The organism is Iodobacter ciconiae, from assembly GCF_003952345.1.
In the GTDB taxonomy this organism is placed as follows: domain Bacteria; phylum Pseudomonadota; class Gammaproteobacteria; order Burkholderiales; family Chitinibacteraceae; genus Iodobacter; species Iodobacter ciconiae.
The window spans coordinates 3,603,437-3,621,346 of sequence record NZ_CP034433.1; the positions used below are offsets into that span (position 1 = coordinate 3,603,437).

Here is a 17,910-nt window from a genome sequence, read left to right on the forward strand (position 1 = left end):
TTACCATTACTGGTGGCTCTAAAGCTGACGTGATTAATGGTTCTGCCTTTGCAGATTTGATTACTGGCGGAGAGGGGGCAGATACGGTTACAGGTGCTGCAGGCAAAGATTCAATTGTTCTGACTGAAACCACTTCAGCAGTTGATACCTTGAAGTATTCAGAATCCGGGGTGCTTAATGCTGATACGGTAACTGGGTTCAAAGCTGGTACAGATATTGTTTCTATCACTATTGGTAACATTACTGATAATGGTGGGCTTTTTGACACATTAAGTAATGCTGCTGGTGGCGATATTAGTGCTGGTGTAGCTGCAGGAGCTGCGGTTGCTTCATTTACCGGAGCAAGCTCTACTGGAACCTTACTAGCTAATACGGTAAATCTGGTTATCTTATCAAATGTTGCAGCAACAAGTTTTGCAACTGCGATTGGAACAACAACCTTTACTTCGTCTGTGGGAATGGATTCAGGGCTTACTCTTGGGGAGGGGCTTGCAACAGTTTGGTTTGATGCTACCAACTCGCAAGCTGTATATGGTTATATAGAAAATAGTATTGGTGCTGGCGATATACTTTCAACATCAGATACTTTCCACGAAATTGTGAGGGTAGGCATGGTAGCGGCTGATTTCACTCAAGGAAATATCACCGCAAGTTTCTCCTTATTCTAAAAGGGGGAGTCTCAATCGTGCTTTAAGTCTTGTGTTTCTGCTATCTGAAACCCCGCGTCTGTTACCGATGCGGGGTTTTTCTTTTTTACTGAAGGCTTTATTTACCAAAGAAGCCGAGCCGGTAAAAGCCTGGATAATATGGCTAATTATGCAGAGATGAGCCAATTAAAGAAAAGACAGCCAGGTATTGGATATACAGAATCACTAAAGGCCCCGGCCACTTGAGTTATTTATCCCGGCTTCGGCGTGATTTATGGCATAGCGATCAGGATGGGGTGGAGTGGTTTTCTATCAGGAGCACTTTTTTTAGCCAGCGTGGTGCTTCATTACCTGTGTTATCTGCATTGGTAAAAGAGAAAACCTCCCTGGCTGACAGGTGAAAGGGGGCCAGGCGCAGATCCAGATACCTGAAATCGCCAGTGTTGATATCATGGTTGATCGTTATTGCACCCGGATTAACACAGTTGGTAATGAGCGCATAGGGATAGCGGGTCATATTTTTAATAAAACATTCAATGCTTTGATTCGACAGGTGTTGCAATACATCTTTAGCAATGATTAATTCTGCATTGGGCAAATCATCCGGATTACCTGAATACTGCTGAAACCGGATATTTGGAGCCGTATAATGCTGCTGATTATAGCTGACAACTGATTTTACAACGTCATAGCCCTGATATTGTATGCCATCCCAATGAATGTTTTTTGAAAACTGCCAATCACCACATCCCATATCCAGAACAGATTTAATCTTGTTTTTAAGGGTAAATTGTTCAAGAAAATCAATATAGCTTTGGGTATGAATAGGCAATGAGCCTTCGCCAGAGCCTGTGCCCCATTCATTGGTGGCATATATTTCTTCAAATCGATTGTTCATTTTTATTGCTCCGTTAAAGAAAATAATTTATTAATCTGCAGCCCGGTTACGCACATTAATACTCTTTTAGGGGGTTAATGCACATAATGCTGGCGTAAATTTAAGAACGGTAATTCAATGCTGCGCCAGCTTAAATCAGCCAATAAGCAGCTTAGAATAAACGCTATTGAAATTTTTATTAATAAAATAGGCAGGGATAAACTGATAGGTATATAGTAATTTATTAAATAGAGCACCATGGCGTGCAGCAGATAGAATGAGTAAGATCTCTGGCCAATAAAAGAAAAAAACTCTTCTATCATATGTGCTGGCCGCCATTGTATATTTATATAAGCATAAATAAAAAAACCCCACAGCAATGCTTCCAGGGTATACCAAATGATTAGAATCATACTGCGGCTGTTTTCATTAAATAACAGGGCATATTGAGAGCGAAATATGCTGATGGCAAGAATTGTTGCCAGCGAAATAATTAATGCATAGGGTTTTTTAAAAAACAGGCTGCTGCCTAATGTGGCAAAGCCCATGCCAATTAAAAATTGATCCAGCCTGCCTATCTGTGTGGATTGCAATACATGGGCAGGATGCCCGGCGAGGCTTAATACACATAACTTTAAAACCAGAAAGATAAGTAGTAGTCTGCCAATATAGGCCAGGCCCTGCTGGCGGACAAATAATGCTAAAAATGGAAAGATAAGATAAAAAGTAAATTCAATTGAAATTGTCCAGGCCGCACCGGTAACAAAATAATCCGAGGTGGCGGGTTTGCCAATATTACTAATTAACAGGTAGAGTAAATCCTGTGCTTGAAATTTATCGCGCCCCAGTGATATAGCCAGAAAAAACACCAGTAAAAATAAGGGGAAAATACGCAGAAAACGGTTAAAAATAAAACGGCGATAATTTATATTGCCTGTCATGGCTATTTTCATAAACAAAAAGCCAGATAAGGTAAAAAATAAACCTACCCCAAGATGGCCCTCGGTAATGATGGCAAATAAAGGCTGCTCGGGGAATGATTTCCAGTTTCCATAAAAATGATGAAATGCGTGAAAGAAAAAAACTAATAAGGCTGCCAAAGCACGAATATGCTCAAGTCTGGGGTTGAATTCTATATTGCTGGAGTGCGGTGGCATCAATATTCCTGCATTTTTTATGTTTTTTTATTAGGGCTGGTGAAATTTGCCATCTTAATTAGTGCAGGAGCTGATCTACCGCCTGTAAATCATTTTCTTGTAAGGTACCGGCATAAAATTTAAGCCGGATATAGCCGCTTAAATAGCTGTATTGGGCAGCCGTGTGTTTTTGCTGGGCTTCAAAAAAGCGACTTTGGGCGTTGAGTAAATCAACATTGCTGCGCACGCCTGACTGGATGCCTTTGCGGGTGGATTGAATCAGCACATTGCCGGAGCGCACCGCTTCTTGTAATGCTTTGATCTGCGCCGCACTGGAGCTTAAATCCAGATATTGCTGGCGTAACCCCAGCTCAACCTGTTGCAGGGTATTACGCTGATCTTCGCTGGCGGCAGTGTGCAGGGCGACCGCGCGTTTGCTGCGGGCGTTGATTTCACCGCCGGAAAACACCGGAATACTGGCGTAAATCATGATGCTATTGGATTTAATCAGGTTATCTACCGTGCTGTAGTTGGGGCTGTCTTCATAGCTGCTGCGCAGGCGCAGATCAACGGTGGGCAGGTGCTGGTCGATATTTTTACTGATTTCCAGTTGAGCCGCGTCAACAGATGCCTGGCGTTCAAATAAAATGGGGTTATTTTGCTTGGCCTGGCTCAGCCATTCGGTCAGCGGGTATTTCAGGTGCAAATCGGCAGCCATATTGCTGGGCTTGCGATGAGGCAGTTTGCTCATGGGCTCCCCAACCGTAACGCTTAGTTCGTGCAGCTTATTGCTATGCGCAGCCTCTGCTGACAGGATGTCGGCATCAACAAAATCCAGACGGTTTTGTGCTTCGTTCACATCGGTGACCGTGCCATAACCGGCGGCATACCATTTACTGGCCTGGGTTTTTTGCTCTTGATAAGCTTTTTTTTGTTCACCCAGCAGCTGCAATTTATCAAATGCCAGCTGCACATCCAGATATTGCTGGGAGAGCCGCAGGATCAGCTCTTGCTGGCTGCGATCAAGTGCATGGCTGGCTTCTTTTTGCTGGAATTCTGCCTGGGACAGATTATCCCAGGCGGCCATTCTGAAAAGGGGCTGGGTGAGTGTTGCCGCATAGCTTTGAGTATTAAACAGGTAGTCTTTGGAAATACTCTGCAATCTTGCACCGCTGCCTACATCAAACTCTGTATTTACCCATTCCCGGCTGCTTTGGGCAGATAGCGATAAATTGGGCAGCAGCGCCGCTCTGGCAATAGGAACGATTTCTTGGGCGGCTAAATTTTGTGCTTTGGAAATAGCGTAGCGGCTGTCATTTTGCATGGCCTTGGGGTAAAGATTGGCTAAGTCTGCGGCATGGGCTGCGCCGAGTAGCAAGATGGGAATCAGGCATAATTTTGCACGCATCGTCAGCTCCCTATTTTTCAGTAAATGCAAAGGCAAGGCGGTTCAGTAAGGGGCGAATGATGTAATCGAGCAGGCTGCGCTCGCCTGTTTTAATGATGACCTCGGTTGACATACCGGGCTGGATGGCCAGTTTTTTATGGCTAAGCTCGGCAAGCCCGTTTTTGGTTACTACAACCTTGGCGCTGAAATAGGCATTGCCCCGCGGATCAACAATACGGTCGGCAGAAATGCTGTTCAGCTTGCCCTCCAGTATGGGCGCGCTGCCTTTATTACCGAGCGAGGCGAAGCGGATATCGGCCAGGAGCCCGGGTTGCACTTTGTCAATCAAATGCGGTGGCAGCTGGATTTCTACTACCAGCTCGTCGTTCTCCGGCACGATTTCCATCAGTGTTTCGCCGGGGCGAATAATGCCGCCGATGGTGTGCACATTCAGCCCGACTACATGGCCGGAGGTGGGCGAGCGCAAAATGGTGCGGGAGAGATCTTCTTCACGCGCTTTGATTTCATTGCTCCAGCGGTTTAAATCGCTCTGAATCTGGCTGTACTGGGTTTCTACTTCTTTATTGAACTCCTGAGAGCGTTGTAAAATTCTCAGGGTTAGCTCGCCTTTTTGCCGGCTGGCCTGTTCAATATGACTGAGCCCCTCGCCGTATTCACCGGAGATTTGGGCAAATAAACGTTCCATTTCAAATAAACGTGTGCGTGGCGCAAAGCCATCGGCAACCAGATCGCGCAGGCCTGCGATGTCTTTTTCCAGTAATTTGATCTGTTGTTTACGCCCGGCTTCCAAGGCCTGCAGCCCATTGATCTGCTCGTTAATCCCGGCAATGCTCTGTTGCAGAATATTGCCTTCATTGATCAGTGCGGTGTGGCGGGTGGTGAAGAGCTGGCTTTGCGTGGCCATGATTGCTTTGGCTTGCGGATTATTTTCTTTTAGCATCTTTTCATTAAAAATAATCTGCGGCTTATGGTTAAGCTCTGCGCTTAAGCGGTCTGCCAGTGCCTGTGTCTGCCAGTAATTGTTTTGTACCGTAGATAAATAGGCATTGGCCTGGGTTTGATCGAGCAGGACCAGCGGCTGATTTGCGGCGACTTCTGCGCCTTCTTTCACCAGTATTTTTTCAATCGTTCCTCCTTGCAAGTGCTGAATAGCCTTGCGTTTACTCTCTACCGAGACCACGCCATTGGTTGGAACACCTTCGTCCAGTGGGGCAAATGCTGCCCAGAGCAGAAAACCACCCAGGCCAAAGAAAAGAATAAACAGGCCCAGCCGCGTAACCGAGCGGGTGTCGGTGAGCGTGTTATCAACGTCTAAAATCGGTTCGGGTGATGTTTGTTTGGCAAGTTTTAGCATGATGCAGCCCTCTGTTGTTGGGGTTTTGGCAGGTTTCACCCACCCTTACGATCATTTTGGGCAGCGTTTTAGGATTGTTGCTCTGCCATTGACGGCGCAACGGCCGGTGGCGGATTGAGCGCGGCTAAAACCTGATCACGCGGGCCGTAATAGCGCAAGGTGCCTTCATTCATGACCAGTAATAAATCGACTATGGCTAGCACATGGGTGCGGTGGGTGATCAGCACGATGGTGGCACCGGCTTCTTTGGCTTTTAAGATGGCTTGTACCAGGGCGCGCTCGCCCAGTTCGTCCAGATTGGCATTGGGCTCGTCCAGCACAATCAGGCTGGGGTTGCCGTAAAGGGCACGTGCCAGGCCGATGCGCTGGCGCTGGCCGCCCGATAATCCTGATCCGCCTTCGCCGATAGAGGTGTCATAGCCTTTGGGCAGGCGCAGGATCATCTCGTGTACATCAGCCATTTGCGCGGCGGCAACTACTTTTTCGCTGTCGATTTCGCCAAAGCGGGAGATATTTTCGGCGATGGTGCCGGAGAATAATTCAACATCCTGAGGCAGATAGCCCAGATGCGGGCCCAGCTCGGCTTTATTCCAGGTATAAACATCCACACCATCTAACCGTACTTTGCCCATTACGGTTGGCCAGATACCAACCAGCAGACGGGCTAAGGAAGATTTACCGCTGGCGCTCGGGCCAACCACACCCAAAATTTGCCCGGCAGCCATGCCAAAGTTCATCCCTCTGATCACCATATTCTGCGTGCCGGGTATCATGGCCGAGGCGTTATCCACCAGTAGCTGGCCACTGGGGCGCGGCAGGCTCATACCTATGCTGCGGGCAGGGAAAGTATGCATTAATTCTTGCAGGCGTGAATAAGCCGAACGCACGCTAATAAATTGTTTCCACGTGCCAATGGCCAGTTCAATTGGCGCTAAAGCGCGGCCCATCAAGATAGAACCGGCAATCATTGCTCCCGGCGTGGTGGAGCCTTCGATGACCAGCAGAGCCCCGGCACCTAGAATTAAAGATTGCAAACTAATCCGGGTAAATTTGGTAATCGCCGAAATACCACCGGCCTTATCACTGGCCTCGCCTTGCAGGGCCAGAAACTTGCCGTGGTGTTTATACCAGCGCTGCATTAATCCTCCCAGCATCCCCATGGCTTCAATCACTTCGGCATTGCGCAAATTATTATTTGCAAAACTGGTGGCTAAATTGGAATGGGTGGTGGCTTCGGCAATAGGTTTTTTGCTGACCAGTTCGGTGATATAAGCCAGTGATGCCAATAACACCGCACCCACTACTGCCAGCCAGCCCAGCAAGGAGCCGAGCATAAATAACACGGCTAAATAAATAGGTGCCCAGGGGGCATCAAAAAAAGCAAATAAACCCTGGCCGGTTAAAAACTGGCGAATATTGTTTAAATCACCCAGTGCCAGGCCTGCATCGCTATTACCTGCTCTTAAATTACGCTCGAATGCTGCGGTAAATACCCGGGCGTTGAGCTGTGAATCCAATTTACTACTGATACGCACTAGTAATCTGGAGCGCACCATTTCTAATAAAGACATTAAGCCATATAGCCCCAGTGTAATCACCGTAATCATAATTAAGGTAGTTTCATTTCTGCTGGCTAATACCCGGTCGTAAACCTGCAGCATATAAATAGAGGGCACCAGCATCAGTAAATTAATAAAGAAGCTAAAAACGCCGGCAATGATAAAGTGTTGGCGTAAACCATGTAATACACTGGCCAATTCAGAGCGGGGCTGTAAATGCTGCTTCATAAAATGTCCTTTATTAAAATTGATTATGCATTTTCTACATCTGTTTTTGATGAATCTAATGTCAGCAGGTATTCCGGCCATTCATCCTGGGAGCTTGACTGCATGGCTTCATCGGCATTCAGAAAAATAAAATTGAGCAAATAATGCTGCTGATTGTTCACAAGCATAATTTCTCTTAATCGCTGCGAGCTAAAGCTATCAATGATTTCAGGGGGAAGTTGTAATTGAAAACGCAATCGTCCCTCCAGCGTAAACATGGACAAAATATTGTCTTTAATACTTAAGGTATGGCGGTCGAAATAAACCGGGGCAGAGGGCAGAAAAAATAATTTGGGTAAAGGTGATTCAGCAGGCAGATTTTTCCACTTACTTAGCGGATGCTCATATAGGGTGCGATAAGCCCGGCAAACGGCATAAATTGCATTGCATGCCATCTGAGCACCCAAATCAGGTAGCTGCTCGCGTAAGGCCCTGTAAGCAAGGTGGTGCAGGGTAACGCGATGCCAGCAACGATGCTGCTGCGCAATCGGAGCCACTAAATTACAGCCATTACAAAACTCAGCCTGCAGTGCCTGCAGCCTTTGTTGCTGCGGGTCTGTTGTTAAAAGGGGGATGGAGTATGTTATGGGCATAGTCACCACTTTAGGAAAGGTTTCTCCTATATGAAATGCCTATATGAAGTTTTTTATTGACGTTCGTCGGGAAGGATGAATGGTAAGTTGCAGGAAGTCGTTATGTTTTTTGTGTAAGGTTGTTTTTTAAGCTGGGCTGTTGATTACTGATTTACTGCTGTATTGCTTGCAGTTTTGAAGCATATATCAGTAGGGTCTGGCTTAAATAGTGGCTATTTCTGTGCTGTATGCTTATTTTGTCAGGGTTCTTCATGTTAACTCCCATTTTTTATAGGTGTTTAGTAAGTTTGGTGTCTGTATTACCCCACAGAGATACGGCAATGCTTGTATATTCCTCTTCTTTCTATAAGCTGTCTGTAGTTTAAATGGATGTGTATGTATTGAAGCAGCTTTAAAAGGATCAGTAGCGTGACTAGAAAAGCGGACTTTATATTAGGTTGCTTGTTAGGCCTTTTTGTTGCGATCTATTTTTATGGTATGAAAATAATTGATCCATATAATATTCAGTGGCTTTTAAAGGGGGGAGATTCTTATCAACATTTTATTGGCTGGGCTTTTTTTAAAAATGATATTTGGCGCTGGCCACTTGGATTTAACCCAAATTTTGGTAGCGAAATAGGGGGGTCTATTGTATTTACAGACTCAATTCCTTTACTGGCTATATTATTCAAGCTGATATTAAAAGATTTTAGTGAGCCATTTCAGTTTTTTGGTATTGCAGTAATGATTAATTACATGCTAACCGGTGGCGTGCTGGTTCTTCTTCTTAAGAAGTTTATTAATAATTTACCTGTATGTTTAATGGTTAGTTTGTTGCTGGTTTCTTCAACGGTGATGAGCACCCGGGGTATTGGTGCGCACGGGCATGAATCATTAACTGCACACTGGACTTTTCTATATGCAATGCATTTGCTACTGGCTCAGGAGGGCAAGGCTTTCCCCTCTGTTAAATGGGCTGGGTTGCTTGTTGTTACCTCATTAATTCATTTTTACCTGCTGGTGATTTGTATTCCGTTTTATGCTGCTGCTCATATTTATCGTTTTTACTTAATAAATGATAAATCAGAAATTAAAAAAGAAATAACAAAAAAGATTTACGGCATTATTTTAACAATCATTATCTTGCTTGGTGTTATGTATATAGCCGGTTATTTTGTTATGCCTGTGGGGAATGCCAGTACGCGTGGTTATGGAAGCTACCCGGCATCATTACTTACTTTTATTAACCCTGCATCTGCAGCATGGTTTTTAAATACAGGGGTAATTAGTTCTTTATCCCGTATTTTTCAAGGATTTCCATCCGCAATTACCGGGCAGTATGAAGGGCAGGCATATTTGGGCCTGGGGTTAATTATGCTTATTGGTGTTTCTTCTTTTAGTTTATTAAAAAGAAAAGTATCTCTGGTATGGGCAGTACCAGTCGCAATAGTCTGTTTTTTACTGTCATTGGTTGCGGTAAGTCATCATATATCACTATATGATCAGCAATTTATTATTAGTATGAATCCCATACTTTCCCGTATTTTTGGTGTTGTGCGCTCTAGCGGGCGGCTGATCTGGCCAATGTTTTATTTGATGGTGATTATTGCTGCAGTTATTCTGGCCAGAAATTTTTCTGTTGTTAATCAATATATTCTTTTGCTGCTTGTTATTCTTTTGCAGTTTTTTGATTTGTCTCTCTGGCATGATAGTTTACGAAAAAGAAATAATGATTATTCCTCCGTATATATTGATAATCTTATAAATAACAAAGATTTTAGCAGGATGATTGCTGGCTCAAAAAAAATTGTTCTTTTGCCTGCCGATTATCTGGATGATTTTCAGATCTATGCATGGGAGGCTGTTCGGGCAGGGATTTCAATTAACTCCGGTTATTATGCACGTTTACCTTCGTCAGACTATTTTAAAAAAATAAATGAAGCTCATTTAAATGAAGTCAGAACCTGCAATTTAATCCCGCATGTTTTATATATTATTCGCGAGGTTGACGTGGAGGTATGCCAGGCCAGAGATATTATTTATGCTAAATCACATAATGCTCTATGGATGATAAAAGGAGAAAATAACTGATTTTTTGTGGAGGAAAACACCAGCTAGATTATAAAATTATTACTTATATCAGTTGTGTTAATGGTGTTTTTTTATCTGTGATGATTAAAGCCGATTAATGATTTTTTTTTGTGGTCAAGATGAACAACTGGGGTAATGTTTTTTTACAAAAGTCATTTTTAGAAAATAATCAGAGGCTGATATGATTTCTATTGTCATTCCATTTTTTAATGAAGAAAAAGGTTTGTATCATACTATTGATGTGATTGTCAGTGAGCTGCGGCATTTGGGCAAGCCCTGGGAAATAGTGGCAATCAATGACGGAAGTATTGATAAAACCCTTGCTTTGCTTCTGGAATGCCAAAGCCGGATACCCGAGCTGGTTGTGGTTGATTTATCCAGAAATTTTGGTAAAGAGGCTGCACTTACCGCTGGCTTTGCTCATGCACGGGGTGCCGCGGTTATTCCGATGGATGCCGATCTGCAGGACCCTCCCGAGTTAATTGCTCCCATGGTTTCAAAATGGGAAGAGGGTTTTGAGGTGGTTTTAGCCCGAAGAAGCGATAGATCCAGTGATAGTTTAAGTAAAAGATGGACTGCTGGTTTGTTTTATAAAGCAGTTAATAAGATGTCTGAAGTAAATGTGCCGGACAATGTCGGGGATTTTCGCTTGCTGGATAGAATGGTAGTGGATGCATTGAATTCTTTACCGGAAAGCCGGCGTTTTATGAAAGGTATTTTTGCGTGGCTGGGCTTTAAAACAGCAATAGTTAATTATAAACGGGCAGAAAGATATTCCGGGGATACTAAGTTTAATCTCTGGAAACTTTGGAATCTGGCAATTGAAGGTATTACTTCGCTATCGATTACACCCTTGCGTATTTGGAGTTATATTGGTCTTATTATTGCTTCGTTATCATTTTTATATGCTGCATTTATTGTGTTACGCACCATTATTCATGGTGTTGATGTTCCGGGCTATGCATCGCTGATTACTTTATTTTTATTTTTCTCAGGATTACAGCTAGTTGGTTTGGGTATTATGGGGGAGTATTTAGGCCGGGCATATATAGAATCGAAACGTCGGCCTCCTTATATTGTACGAAAACTATATCTTTCCCGGTTAAATAGCGAGTATATTAATCAGCCAAGGATGTTTGATGCGGCATCTTCCTAATTTAGAGTAAGAATGAAGATTATAAAATGGCTGGAGAGTATAAAACAGCTGCTAAAATTTGGTATTGTTGGCCTCGCGGCAACCGGCTTACATTTATTGCTCGCATTGGTGTTGCTTTATTTTGGTGTTAATGTCTATCTGGCTAATTCGGGTGCTTTTCTGGGGGCATTTGTATTGTCATATATCGGGCATAATTACTGGACTTTTTCGATGTCCAGCTGGCACCCCGGCACACTGCTTAAATCTTTTCTGCTCGCAAGTATCGGCTTTTTAACCAATAATATTTTACTGACTTTCTTGTTGAAAATAGCGATGTTCAACGAAGGGATGGCTTTATTTTTTTCCCTATTGCTTGTGCCGTTATTGAGCTATTTTGGCAGCCGTATATGGGTATTTAAAAAAAATAAATTACTCTAAAAAAAGATCCGCCCCAATTAAAGTAATGGCTTCTGAAAAAATAAATGGTGATCGAAATAACGACCACCATTTATTATTCGGTATGCTTAAATCATTCAGCTTTAAGTGTTTTAAGTTTTGCTACACCAATACCACGTCAAATAATTCCTGAGTGTAGGCACTTTCTACCTGCAGGTAGATGGGTTTTTTGATGAAGTCGGCCAGCTGGGCCAGATTGGCTGATTCTTCATCCAGAAACATATCAATTACGCTTTGCGAGGCGAGGATTCGATATTCTTTGGCGTTGAACTGGCGGGCTTCGCGCAGGATTTCACGCAGGATTTCGTAGCAAATGGTTTGCGCCGTTTTGATTTCGCCGCGCCCCTGGCAGGTGGGGCAGGTCTGGCACAGCACATGTGCCAGTGATTCGCGGGTGCGTTTTCTTGTGATTTCAACGAGGCCCAGGCTGGTAAACGGGCTGACCGTAACCTTGGTGCGGTCACGGCCCATGGCTTTTTTAAGCTCATCCATGACGGCTGTTTTGTGTTCTTCATTATCCATATCGATAAAATCGACGATGATAATGCCGCCTAAATTACGCAAGCGCAGCTGGCGGGCAATAACCTGAGTGGCTTCCAGATTGGTTTTAAATATGGTGTCGTCAAAGGAGCGTGTGCCGACAAAGCCGCCGGTATTCACATCCACGGTGGTCATGGCTTCGGTTTGATCGATAATTAAATAGCCACCAAATTTAAGATCCACACGGCGAACCATTGCTAGCTCGATTTCGTTTTCTACGGCAAACAATTCAAACAGCGGCCGCTCACCGGCGTAGTGCTTTACTCTGGGCAGCACATCGGAGACAAAGGCGGCTGCAAATTCGCTCATTTTGACGAAATTTTCGCGGGAATCGACTAGTACTTCTTCGGTTTCGGTATTTACCATATCGCGCAAAACACGTAATTGCAGCGATAAATCCTGGAATAACAACGATCTGGCAGGCAGGGTGATTGATTTTTGCTGGATGTCGGCCCAGATTTTATCCAGATAGTTGATGTCTGCGCTTAGCTCTTCATCTGTGGCGTGTTCGGCCGAGGTGCGGATGATATAGCCCTGATGCTTTGATTCGGTGAGTAGTGATTCAAGGCGCTTTTTGAGCTGATTGCGCTCACCATCTTTGTCGATACGCTGGCTGATGCCGATATGTTTTTCTTGCGGCAGAAAGACTAAAAATCGCCCTGCAATGCTGATTTGCGTTGACAGGCGCGCGCCTTTGCTGCCGATAGGATCTTTGGCAACCTGCACCAGCACGGGCTGGCCCTCGTGCACGATGCGCTCGATTCTTTGTACTTCGTTAGGGTGCTGGCGTTGCTCGATTACATCGGCAATATGTAAAAAAGCGGCGCGTTCCAGGCCAATTTCGATAAAGGCGCTTTGCATGCCAGGCAGTACGCGCTTTACTACGCCCAGATAAATATTGCCAACCAGGCCACGGTGGGCTGATCGCTCTATATGAATATCCTGAACCACACCATCTTCAACGGTGGCCACGCGGGTTTCTTGTGGGGTGATGTTGACGAGGATTTGTTCTTTCATTGGGGGCCCTGTTTTTATATGTTTGGATGGGTCAGCAGCGGGTGGTGTTGAGCTTAATATAGTGCGGGTGAAATCCGTTGTTGTTCAAAAAGGCGTATTCATAAATTTTATTTGCTGCGAAGCCATAAGCTTAGAGCCCCCCTCAGCCCGCTTGTTCGGAGCTCAGTGTGCTTTTGGCGGGTGAAAGCGCTCATACAGAGCGCCGGGTCATTGCATATTTGCTTGTTTATTGCCAGCCCAAAGGATTGCCATCGGCCCTGTCCGTATTATTTTTTTCTTAATAGCGGCATGCACATCACCATGAGTTCATCCCATACTTCGCCCTTGGCAACACCTTTATTCATTTGATCGATCAGGGCGGCGTGGGCGAGGGCGGTTTTTAGCTGGGCGGCTTTGACACGGGCAAGCGCAGGTTCGATTAGTTTTTGCTTTTCGCCCCAGATACGCAGCTCTTTAAATAGTTGTGCAGTTGGTGTGCCACGCTGTTTGCCCAGCCCCAGGCGATACAGGGTGCGGATTTCCTCTGCCAGCGACCAAAGTACCAAGTGCGGCGCTTCGCCTTCGGCCCGCAGGCCAGCCAGCATGCGGGCAAAACGGGTGGCGTCCCCTGTGAGCAAAGCTGCACCCAGCTGAAATACATCGTAGCGTGCTACATTGGCAACGCTGGCTTGCAGATCACTGATGCTGATTTCGCCGGCAGGGTGCAGCAGGGCGAGCTTTTGAATTTCCTGGAAGGCGGCCAGTAAATTGCCCTCAACCCTGTCGGCCAGAAATTGCAGTGCCTCGGGGGCGAGTTTTTGCTGCTGGCTGGCAAGTCGCGCGACTATCCATTCGGGTAGCTGGCGGTGTTCGATGTTTTTGGCTTCCAGTACTTCGCCCTTGGCCGATAAGGCCTGAAACCACTTGCTGCTCTGGCCGGTTTTATCGAGCCTTGGGCAAGTCACCAGTGTGATGGTGTCCGGTGGTAATCGCTGGCAATAGGCTTCAATTGCCTTGCCGCCATCTATGCCGGGCTTGCCGGTGCTGATGCGCAGTTCGATAAGTTTTTTATCTGAAAAGAGCGAAAAGGAATTGCCCTGCATTTCCAGCTCTGACCAGGAAAACCCCGGTTCGACCGTCAGCACTTCGCGCTCCAGATAGCCTGCGATCCGTGCGGCATCTCTGATTTGCTGTGCGGCTTCGAGCACCAGCAGGGTTTCGTCGCCATGCAGAGTATAAAGCCCGGCGAGGCCTTTGCTAAGGTGGCGGGGGAGATCATCAGGGCGCATGTTTAATCCTTCCGCTGATGATGCGATTTATGGTGCATCTTGCAATTTTGCCAGTGCGCTGATGCGGCGCAGAATTTGCTGGGCAGCGTCTTGCTGCATATCGGTAATTAAAAGCGATGCTTCTGCATCCTTACCCAGGCTATTGTTTTCGTCGTAGCTGTAATCGCGGTTGAGCTGCAATTTGCCGTTTTCAATTAGCTGACGCTCACCCACTTGAACACTGTAATTAATGCGGTAAAACAACCGGTATTCGCTAACGCGGCCCGCATTATTCACCGTGAGTACTTTTTGCTCGGTGCTTTCATTGATGACATTGATGACCACGGCGGCTTTGCTGCTGCTCAGTGTTACGCCCGGCAGAGTAGATAAGCTTTGCTTTAGCTGATGCGCTACACTGCTTTCCCCCAGCACAGAGGCCGTGGTGTAAGGAAACGTACCGGGTCCTGTGCCGCGTAAATGAAAGCCGCAGCCTGTTAGCAGGCTAAACAGAAGCAAAGAGATAAAGGCTTTAAGCATAGTTTTGCCTCATGTGGAAGCGGGCACAGTGCCCACTTCTGCATACGTTTTCTCCCCTCCTTCTATTGCGAAAACCAGCCTCGCAGGCAGAAGAGAGGGGCCGGGGGGGAGCCTTAAACCACAATACTGACTAAGCGGCCCGGTACCACGATGATTTTCTTCGGCGTACCTTCGATAAATTTCTGCACATGCTCATGGGCCAGGGCCAGCGCTTCAATCTGCTCTTTCGGCGTGTCCTTGGCAACGCGAATGCTGCCACGCAGCTTGCCGTTGACCTGAATCATCATTTCAATTTCATCCTGTACCAGCGCCGTTGTATCCACTACCGGCCAGCTTTGTTTCAGCAAGCCGGTTTCCGGCACCAGAGCCGTCCAGATTGCTTCGCAAATATGCGGCACAATGGGGGACAACATCAGCGCGGCAGCTTCCAGCACTTCCTGAGCGATCGCCTTGCCTGCACCATCTGCTAGCTGGCCTTTATTGAGCATGCCGGAGTACATATTCAGCAGCTCCATTACGGCGGCAATCACGGTATTAAATTGCTGACGGCGGCTGTAGTCATCACTGATTTTAGCAATAGCGGTATGTAGCGCAAAGCGCAGTGCTTTTTGCTCCTTACTGATTTCACCCGCTGTATATTTAGCCACCACGCCAGAGCTGACATGATCAAAGGCCAGTTTCCAGAAGCGTTTGAGGAAGCGATGTGCGCCTTCTGCACCGGCGTCCGACCATTCCAAGGATTGCTCTGGTGGCGAGGCAAACATCATAAACAGGCGGGCGGTATCTGCGCCATACAGCTCGATCAGCTCTTGCGGATCAACGCCGTTGTTTTTGGATTTAGACATTTTTTCGACACCTGCCACCATCACTGGCAAGCCATCGGCCTTACTGACTGCCGAAATCATTTTGCCTTTGGCATCGCGCTCGATCTCTACATCGGCAAAGTTAATCCAGTCTTTGCCGCCGTTATCCATCTCGCGGTAGAAAGTCTCGCACACCACCATGCCTTGCGTGAGCAGCTTTTTAAATGGCTCGTCACCAGAAACCAGGCCTTCATCACGCATCAGCTTGTGGAAGAAGCGCGCATATAAAAGGTGCAGAATGGCGTGTTCAATCCCGCCGATATACTGATCAACCGGCAGCCAGTGATCGGATGCGGCTTTGTCTACCAGGCCGGTTTCACATTTTGGCGAGGCGTAGCGGGCGTAATACCAGGACGATTCAACAAAGGTATCCATGGTATCGGTTTCACGCTTAGCTGCTGCGCCGCATTTTGGACATATTGTCTCGTAAAACTCCGGCATACGGGCCAAAGGCGAGCCAGCGCCATCCGGAATCACATCTTCCGGCAGTACAACGGGCAAATCTTGCTCTGGTACGGGCACATCACCGCAAGCGTCGCAATGAATGATAGGGATTGGGCAGCCCCAGTAGCGCTGGCGGCTGATACCCCAGTCGCGCAGGCGGTATTGAGTTTTGGGCGCGCCTGCATTCTGGGCGGATAATTTTGCCGCCATGGCATCATATGCTTGCTCGAAATTCAGGCCATCAAATTCGCCGGAATTAAATAACACACCGTGCTCGCCGTAGGCATCCTGCCAGGGCTCGGCCACATCACGGCCTGCGGGGGTTTCGATCACCGCCTTAATCGGCAGATTATATTTATGCGCAAAGGCAAAATCGCGCTCGTCGTGCGCTGGCACGGCCATTACCGCGCCGGTGCCGTAGTTCATCAGCACATAGTTGGCTACCCACACCGGCAGTAAATCGCCTGTCAGCGGATGGCGTACTTTATGACCGGAATCCATGCCTTTCTTTTCCATGGTCGCCATATCGACTTCGGCCACGGAGCCACTTTTGCATTCGGCAATAAAGGCTTGCAAGTCAGCATTGCCCACGGCTGCTGAAGTTGCCAGCGGGTGCTCTGCAGCAACGGCCACATAAGTTGCACCCATCAGGGTATCGGGGCGAGTGGTGTAAACGGTGAGGGATTCGGTCCCGTCAGCGTAAGGGAATACCACATCCATACCGCGTGATTTGCCAATCCAGTTGCGCTGCATGGTTTTAACCTGCTCTGGCCAGCCATCCAGCTGATCCAAGTCTTGCAGCAATTGCTCGGCGTAATCGGTGATCTTGAAGTAATACATCGGGATTTCGCGCTTTTCTACCACAGCGCCAGAGCGCCAGCCGCGGCCATCCACTACTTGCTCGTTTGCCAGCACGGTCTGATCAACCGGATCCCAGTTTACGGTGCCGCTTTTTTTATAAATAACGCCTTTTTCAAACAGGCGGGTAAATAGCCACTGCTCCCAGCGATAGTAATCTGGCTTGCAGGTGGCAATTTCGCGATTCCAATCCACTGCCAGGCCCAAAGATTTGAGCTGGGTTTTCATGTATTCGATATTGGAATAAGTCCACTCTGCGGGCGCTACGCTGTTTTTCATGGCCGCGTTTTCGGCAGGCAGGCCAAACGCATCCCAGCCCATAGGCTGCATTACATTAAAGCCATTTAGTGCATGAAAGCGCGAAAGTACATCACCGATGGTGTAGTTACGCACATGGCCCATGTGGAGCTTGCCACTTGGGTAAGGGAACATCGAAAGGCAATAGTATTTAGGCTGACCGGCTTTTTCGATGGCCGCAAAAACCTGATTTTTTTCCCAATGCTGCTGGGCTGCAGCTTCGATGGTAGACGGTGTATAGAGCTCGATCATGCCGGAAATCCAGTTGTACTTTCACAAAGTCGATGATTATATCCCGAAATGTTTGTCCTTCGGGTTTCGAAAGGCAGCCAGATATACGTTTAGTGCTTTTATTGGGCTGATTACTCATGCTGGCGGCTGTGGAAACGGGTACCTGCTGCGGGGGGTGCCGTGGTATAAAAAAACTGATGCTTCGGGTGCTGCTCGTTTTTGGTGATTGAATCCACGTCAGGGAGAATGGTATTTACAGCTGTCCGAAAGAAATCGTGCCGAATGAAAATGCTTGGTTACTAAGGCTATTAAATATTCAATGTATATTTTCATAGGTTTTATAAATATTTTAGAGATGGCTGTATGATAAAATA

Annotated in this window: 14 protein-coding genes; 4 read left to right on the forward strand and 10 right to left on the reverse strand. The window is 46.6% G+C overall.

Annotation, left to right across the window (positions count from 1 at the left end):
• The first annotated feature begins 29 nt into the window (after window positions 1-29).
• Window positions 30-668: a calcium-binding protein gene (locus EJO50_RS15885; protein ID WP_125975789.1), complete on the forward strand. Its 639-nt coding sequence runs from the start codon at window positions 30-32 to the stop codon at window positions 666-668.
• Between the two features lie 265 nt (window positions 669-933).
• On the opposite strand, the gene EJO50_RS15890 is transcribed toward EJO50_RS15885, so the two are convergent.
• The 6 genes from EJO50_RS15890 to EJO50_RS15915 all read right to left on the reverse strand — a co-directional run bounded on the left by EJO50_RS15890 (window position 934) and on the right by EJO50_RS15915 (window position 7,841).
• Window positions 934-1,545: a class I SAM-dependent methyltransferase gene (locus tag EJO50_RS15890; protein ID WP_125975791.1), complete on the reverse strand. Its 612-nt coding sequence runs from the start codon at window positions 1,543-1,545 to the stop codon at window positions 934-936.
• A gap of 74 nt (window positions 1,546-1,619) precedes the next feature.
• Window positions 1,620-2,681: an acyltransferase family protein gene (locus EJO50_RS15895; protein WP_125975793.1), complete on the reverse strand. Its 1,062-nt coding sequence runs from the start codon at window positions 2,679-2,681 to the stop codon at window positions 1,620-1,622.
• Window positions 2,682-2,739: 58 nt separating this feature from the next.
• The gene (locus EJO50_RS15900) at window positions 2,740-4,068 is read right to left on the reverse strand and encodes a TolC family outer membrane protein (protein ID WP_125975795.1); all 1,329 of its coding nucleotides are present in this window, start codon (window positions 4,066-4,068) and stop codon (window positions 2,740-2,742) included.
• 10 nt (window positions 4,069-4,078) lie between these two features.
• Window positions 4,079-5,422 carry an HlyD family type I secretion periplasmic adaptor subunit gene (locus EJO50_RS15905; RefSeq protein ID WP_125975797.1) on the reverse strand — a complete coding sequence of 448 codons (1,344 nt, stop codon included), beginning with the start codon at window positions 5,420-5,422 and terminating at the stop codon, window positions 4,079-4,081.
• A 68-nt stretch (window positions 5,423-5,490) separates the two neighbouring features.
• Window positions 5,491-7,209: a type I secretion system permease/ATPase gene (locus tag EJO50_RS15910; RefSeq protein WP_125975799.1), complete on the reverse strand. Its 1,719-nt coding sequence runs from the start codon at window positions 7,207-7,209 to the stop codon at window positions 5,491-5,493.
• Window positions 7,210-7,232: 23 nt separating this feature from the next.
• Entirely contained in the window at window positions 7,233-7,841 is a 609-nt protein-coding gene (locus EJO50_RS15915) for a hypothetical protein (protein ID WP_125975801.1), read from the reverse strand.
• A gap of 408 nt (window positions 7,842-8,249) precedes the next feature.
• On the opposite strand from EJO50_RS15915, the gene EJO50_RS15920 reads away from it, so the two are divergent.
• From EJO50_RS15920 to EJO50_RS15930, 3 genes are all read left to right on the forward strand, one after another.
• Window positions 8,250-9,911 carry a DUF6311 domain-containing protein gene (locus tag EJO50_RS15920; RefSeq protein ID WP_125975803.1) on the forward strand — a complete coding sequence of 554 codons (1,662 nt, stop codon included), beginning with the start codon at window positions 8,250-8,252 and terminating at the stop codon, window positions 9,909-9,911.
• A gap of 181 nt (window positions 9,912-10,092) precedes the next feature.
• On the forward strand, window positions 10,093-11,067 hold the full coding sequence (locus EJO50_RS15925; RefSeq protein WP_125975805.1) for a glycosyltransferase family 2 protein: 975 nt from the start codon (window positions 10,093-10,095) through the stop codon (window positions 11,065-11,067).
• A gap of 12 nt (window positions 11,068-11,079) precedes the next feature.
• Window positions 11,080-11,484, forward strand: coding sequence for a GtrA family protein (locus EJO50_RS15930; RefSeq protein WP_125975807.1), 405 nt, complete (start codon window positions 11,080-11,082; stop codon window positions 11,482-11,484).
• A gap of 120 nt (window positions 11,485-11,604) precedes the next feature.
• On the opposite strand, the gene rng is transcribed toward EJO50_RS15930, so the two are convergent.
• From rng to leuS, 4 genes are all read right to left on the reverse strand, one after another.
• Window positions 11,605-13,059, reverse strand: a complete 1,455-nt coding sequence (gene rng / locus EJO50_RS15935; RefSeq protein ID WP_125975809.1) for a ribonuclease G — start codon at window positions 13,057-13,059, stop codon at window positions 11,605-11,607.
• 266 nt (window positions 13,060-13,325) lie between these two features.
• A complete protein-coding gene (holA, locus tag EJO50_RS15940; protein WP_125975811.1) occupies window positions 13,326-14,327 on the reverse strand; it encodes a DNA polymerase III subunit delta in 1,002 nt (333 codons plus the stop codon).
• Between the two features lie 27 nt (window positions 14,328-14,354).
• Window positions 14,355-14,843 (reverse strand): LPS-assembly lipoprotein LptE, encoded by a 489-nt coding sequence (locus tag EJO50_RS15945; protein ID WP_125975813.1) that lies wholly within the window; start codon window positions 14,841-14,843, stop codon window positions 14,355-14,357.
• A gap of 113 nt (window positions 14,844-14,956) precedes the next feature.
• Entirely contained in the window at window positions 14,957-17,557 is a 2,601-nt protein-coding gene (gene leuS / locus EJO50_RS15950; RefSeq protein ID WP_125975815.1) for a leucine--tRNA ligase, read from the reverse strand.
• Window positions 17,558-17,910: the final 353 nt, after the last annotated feature.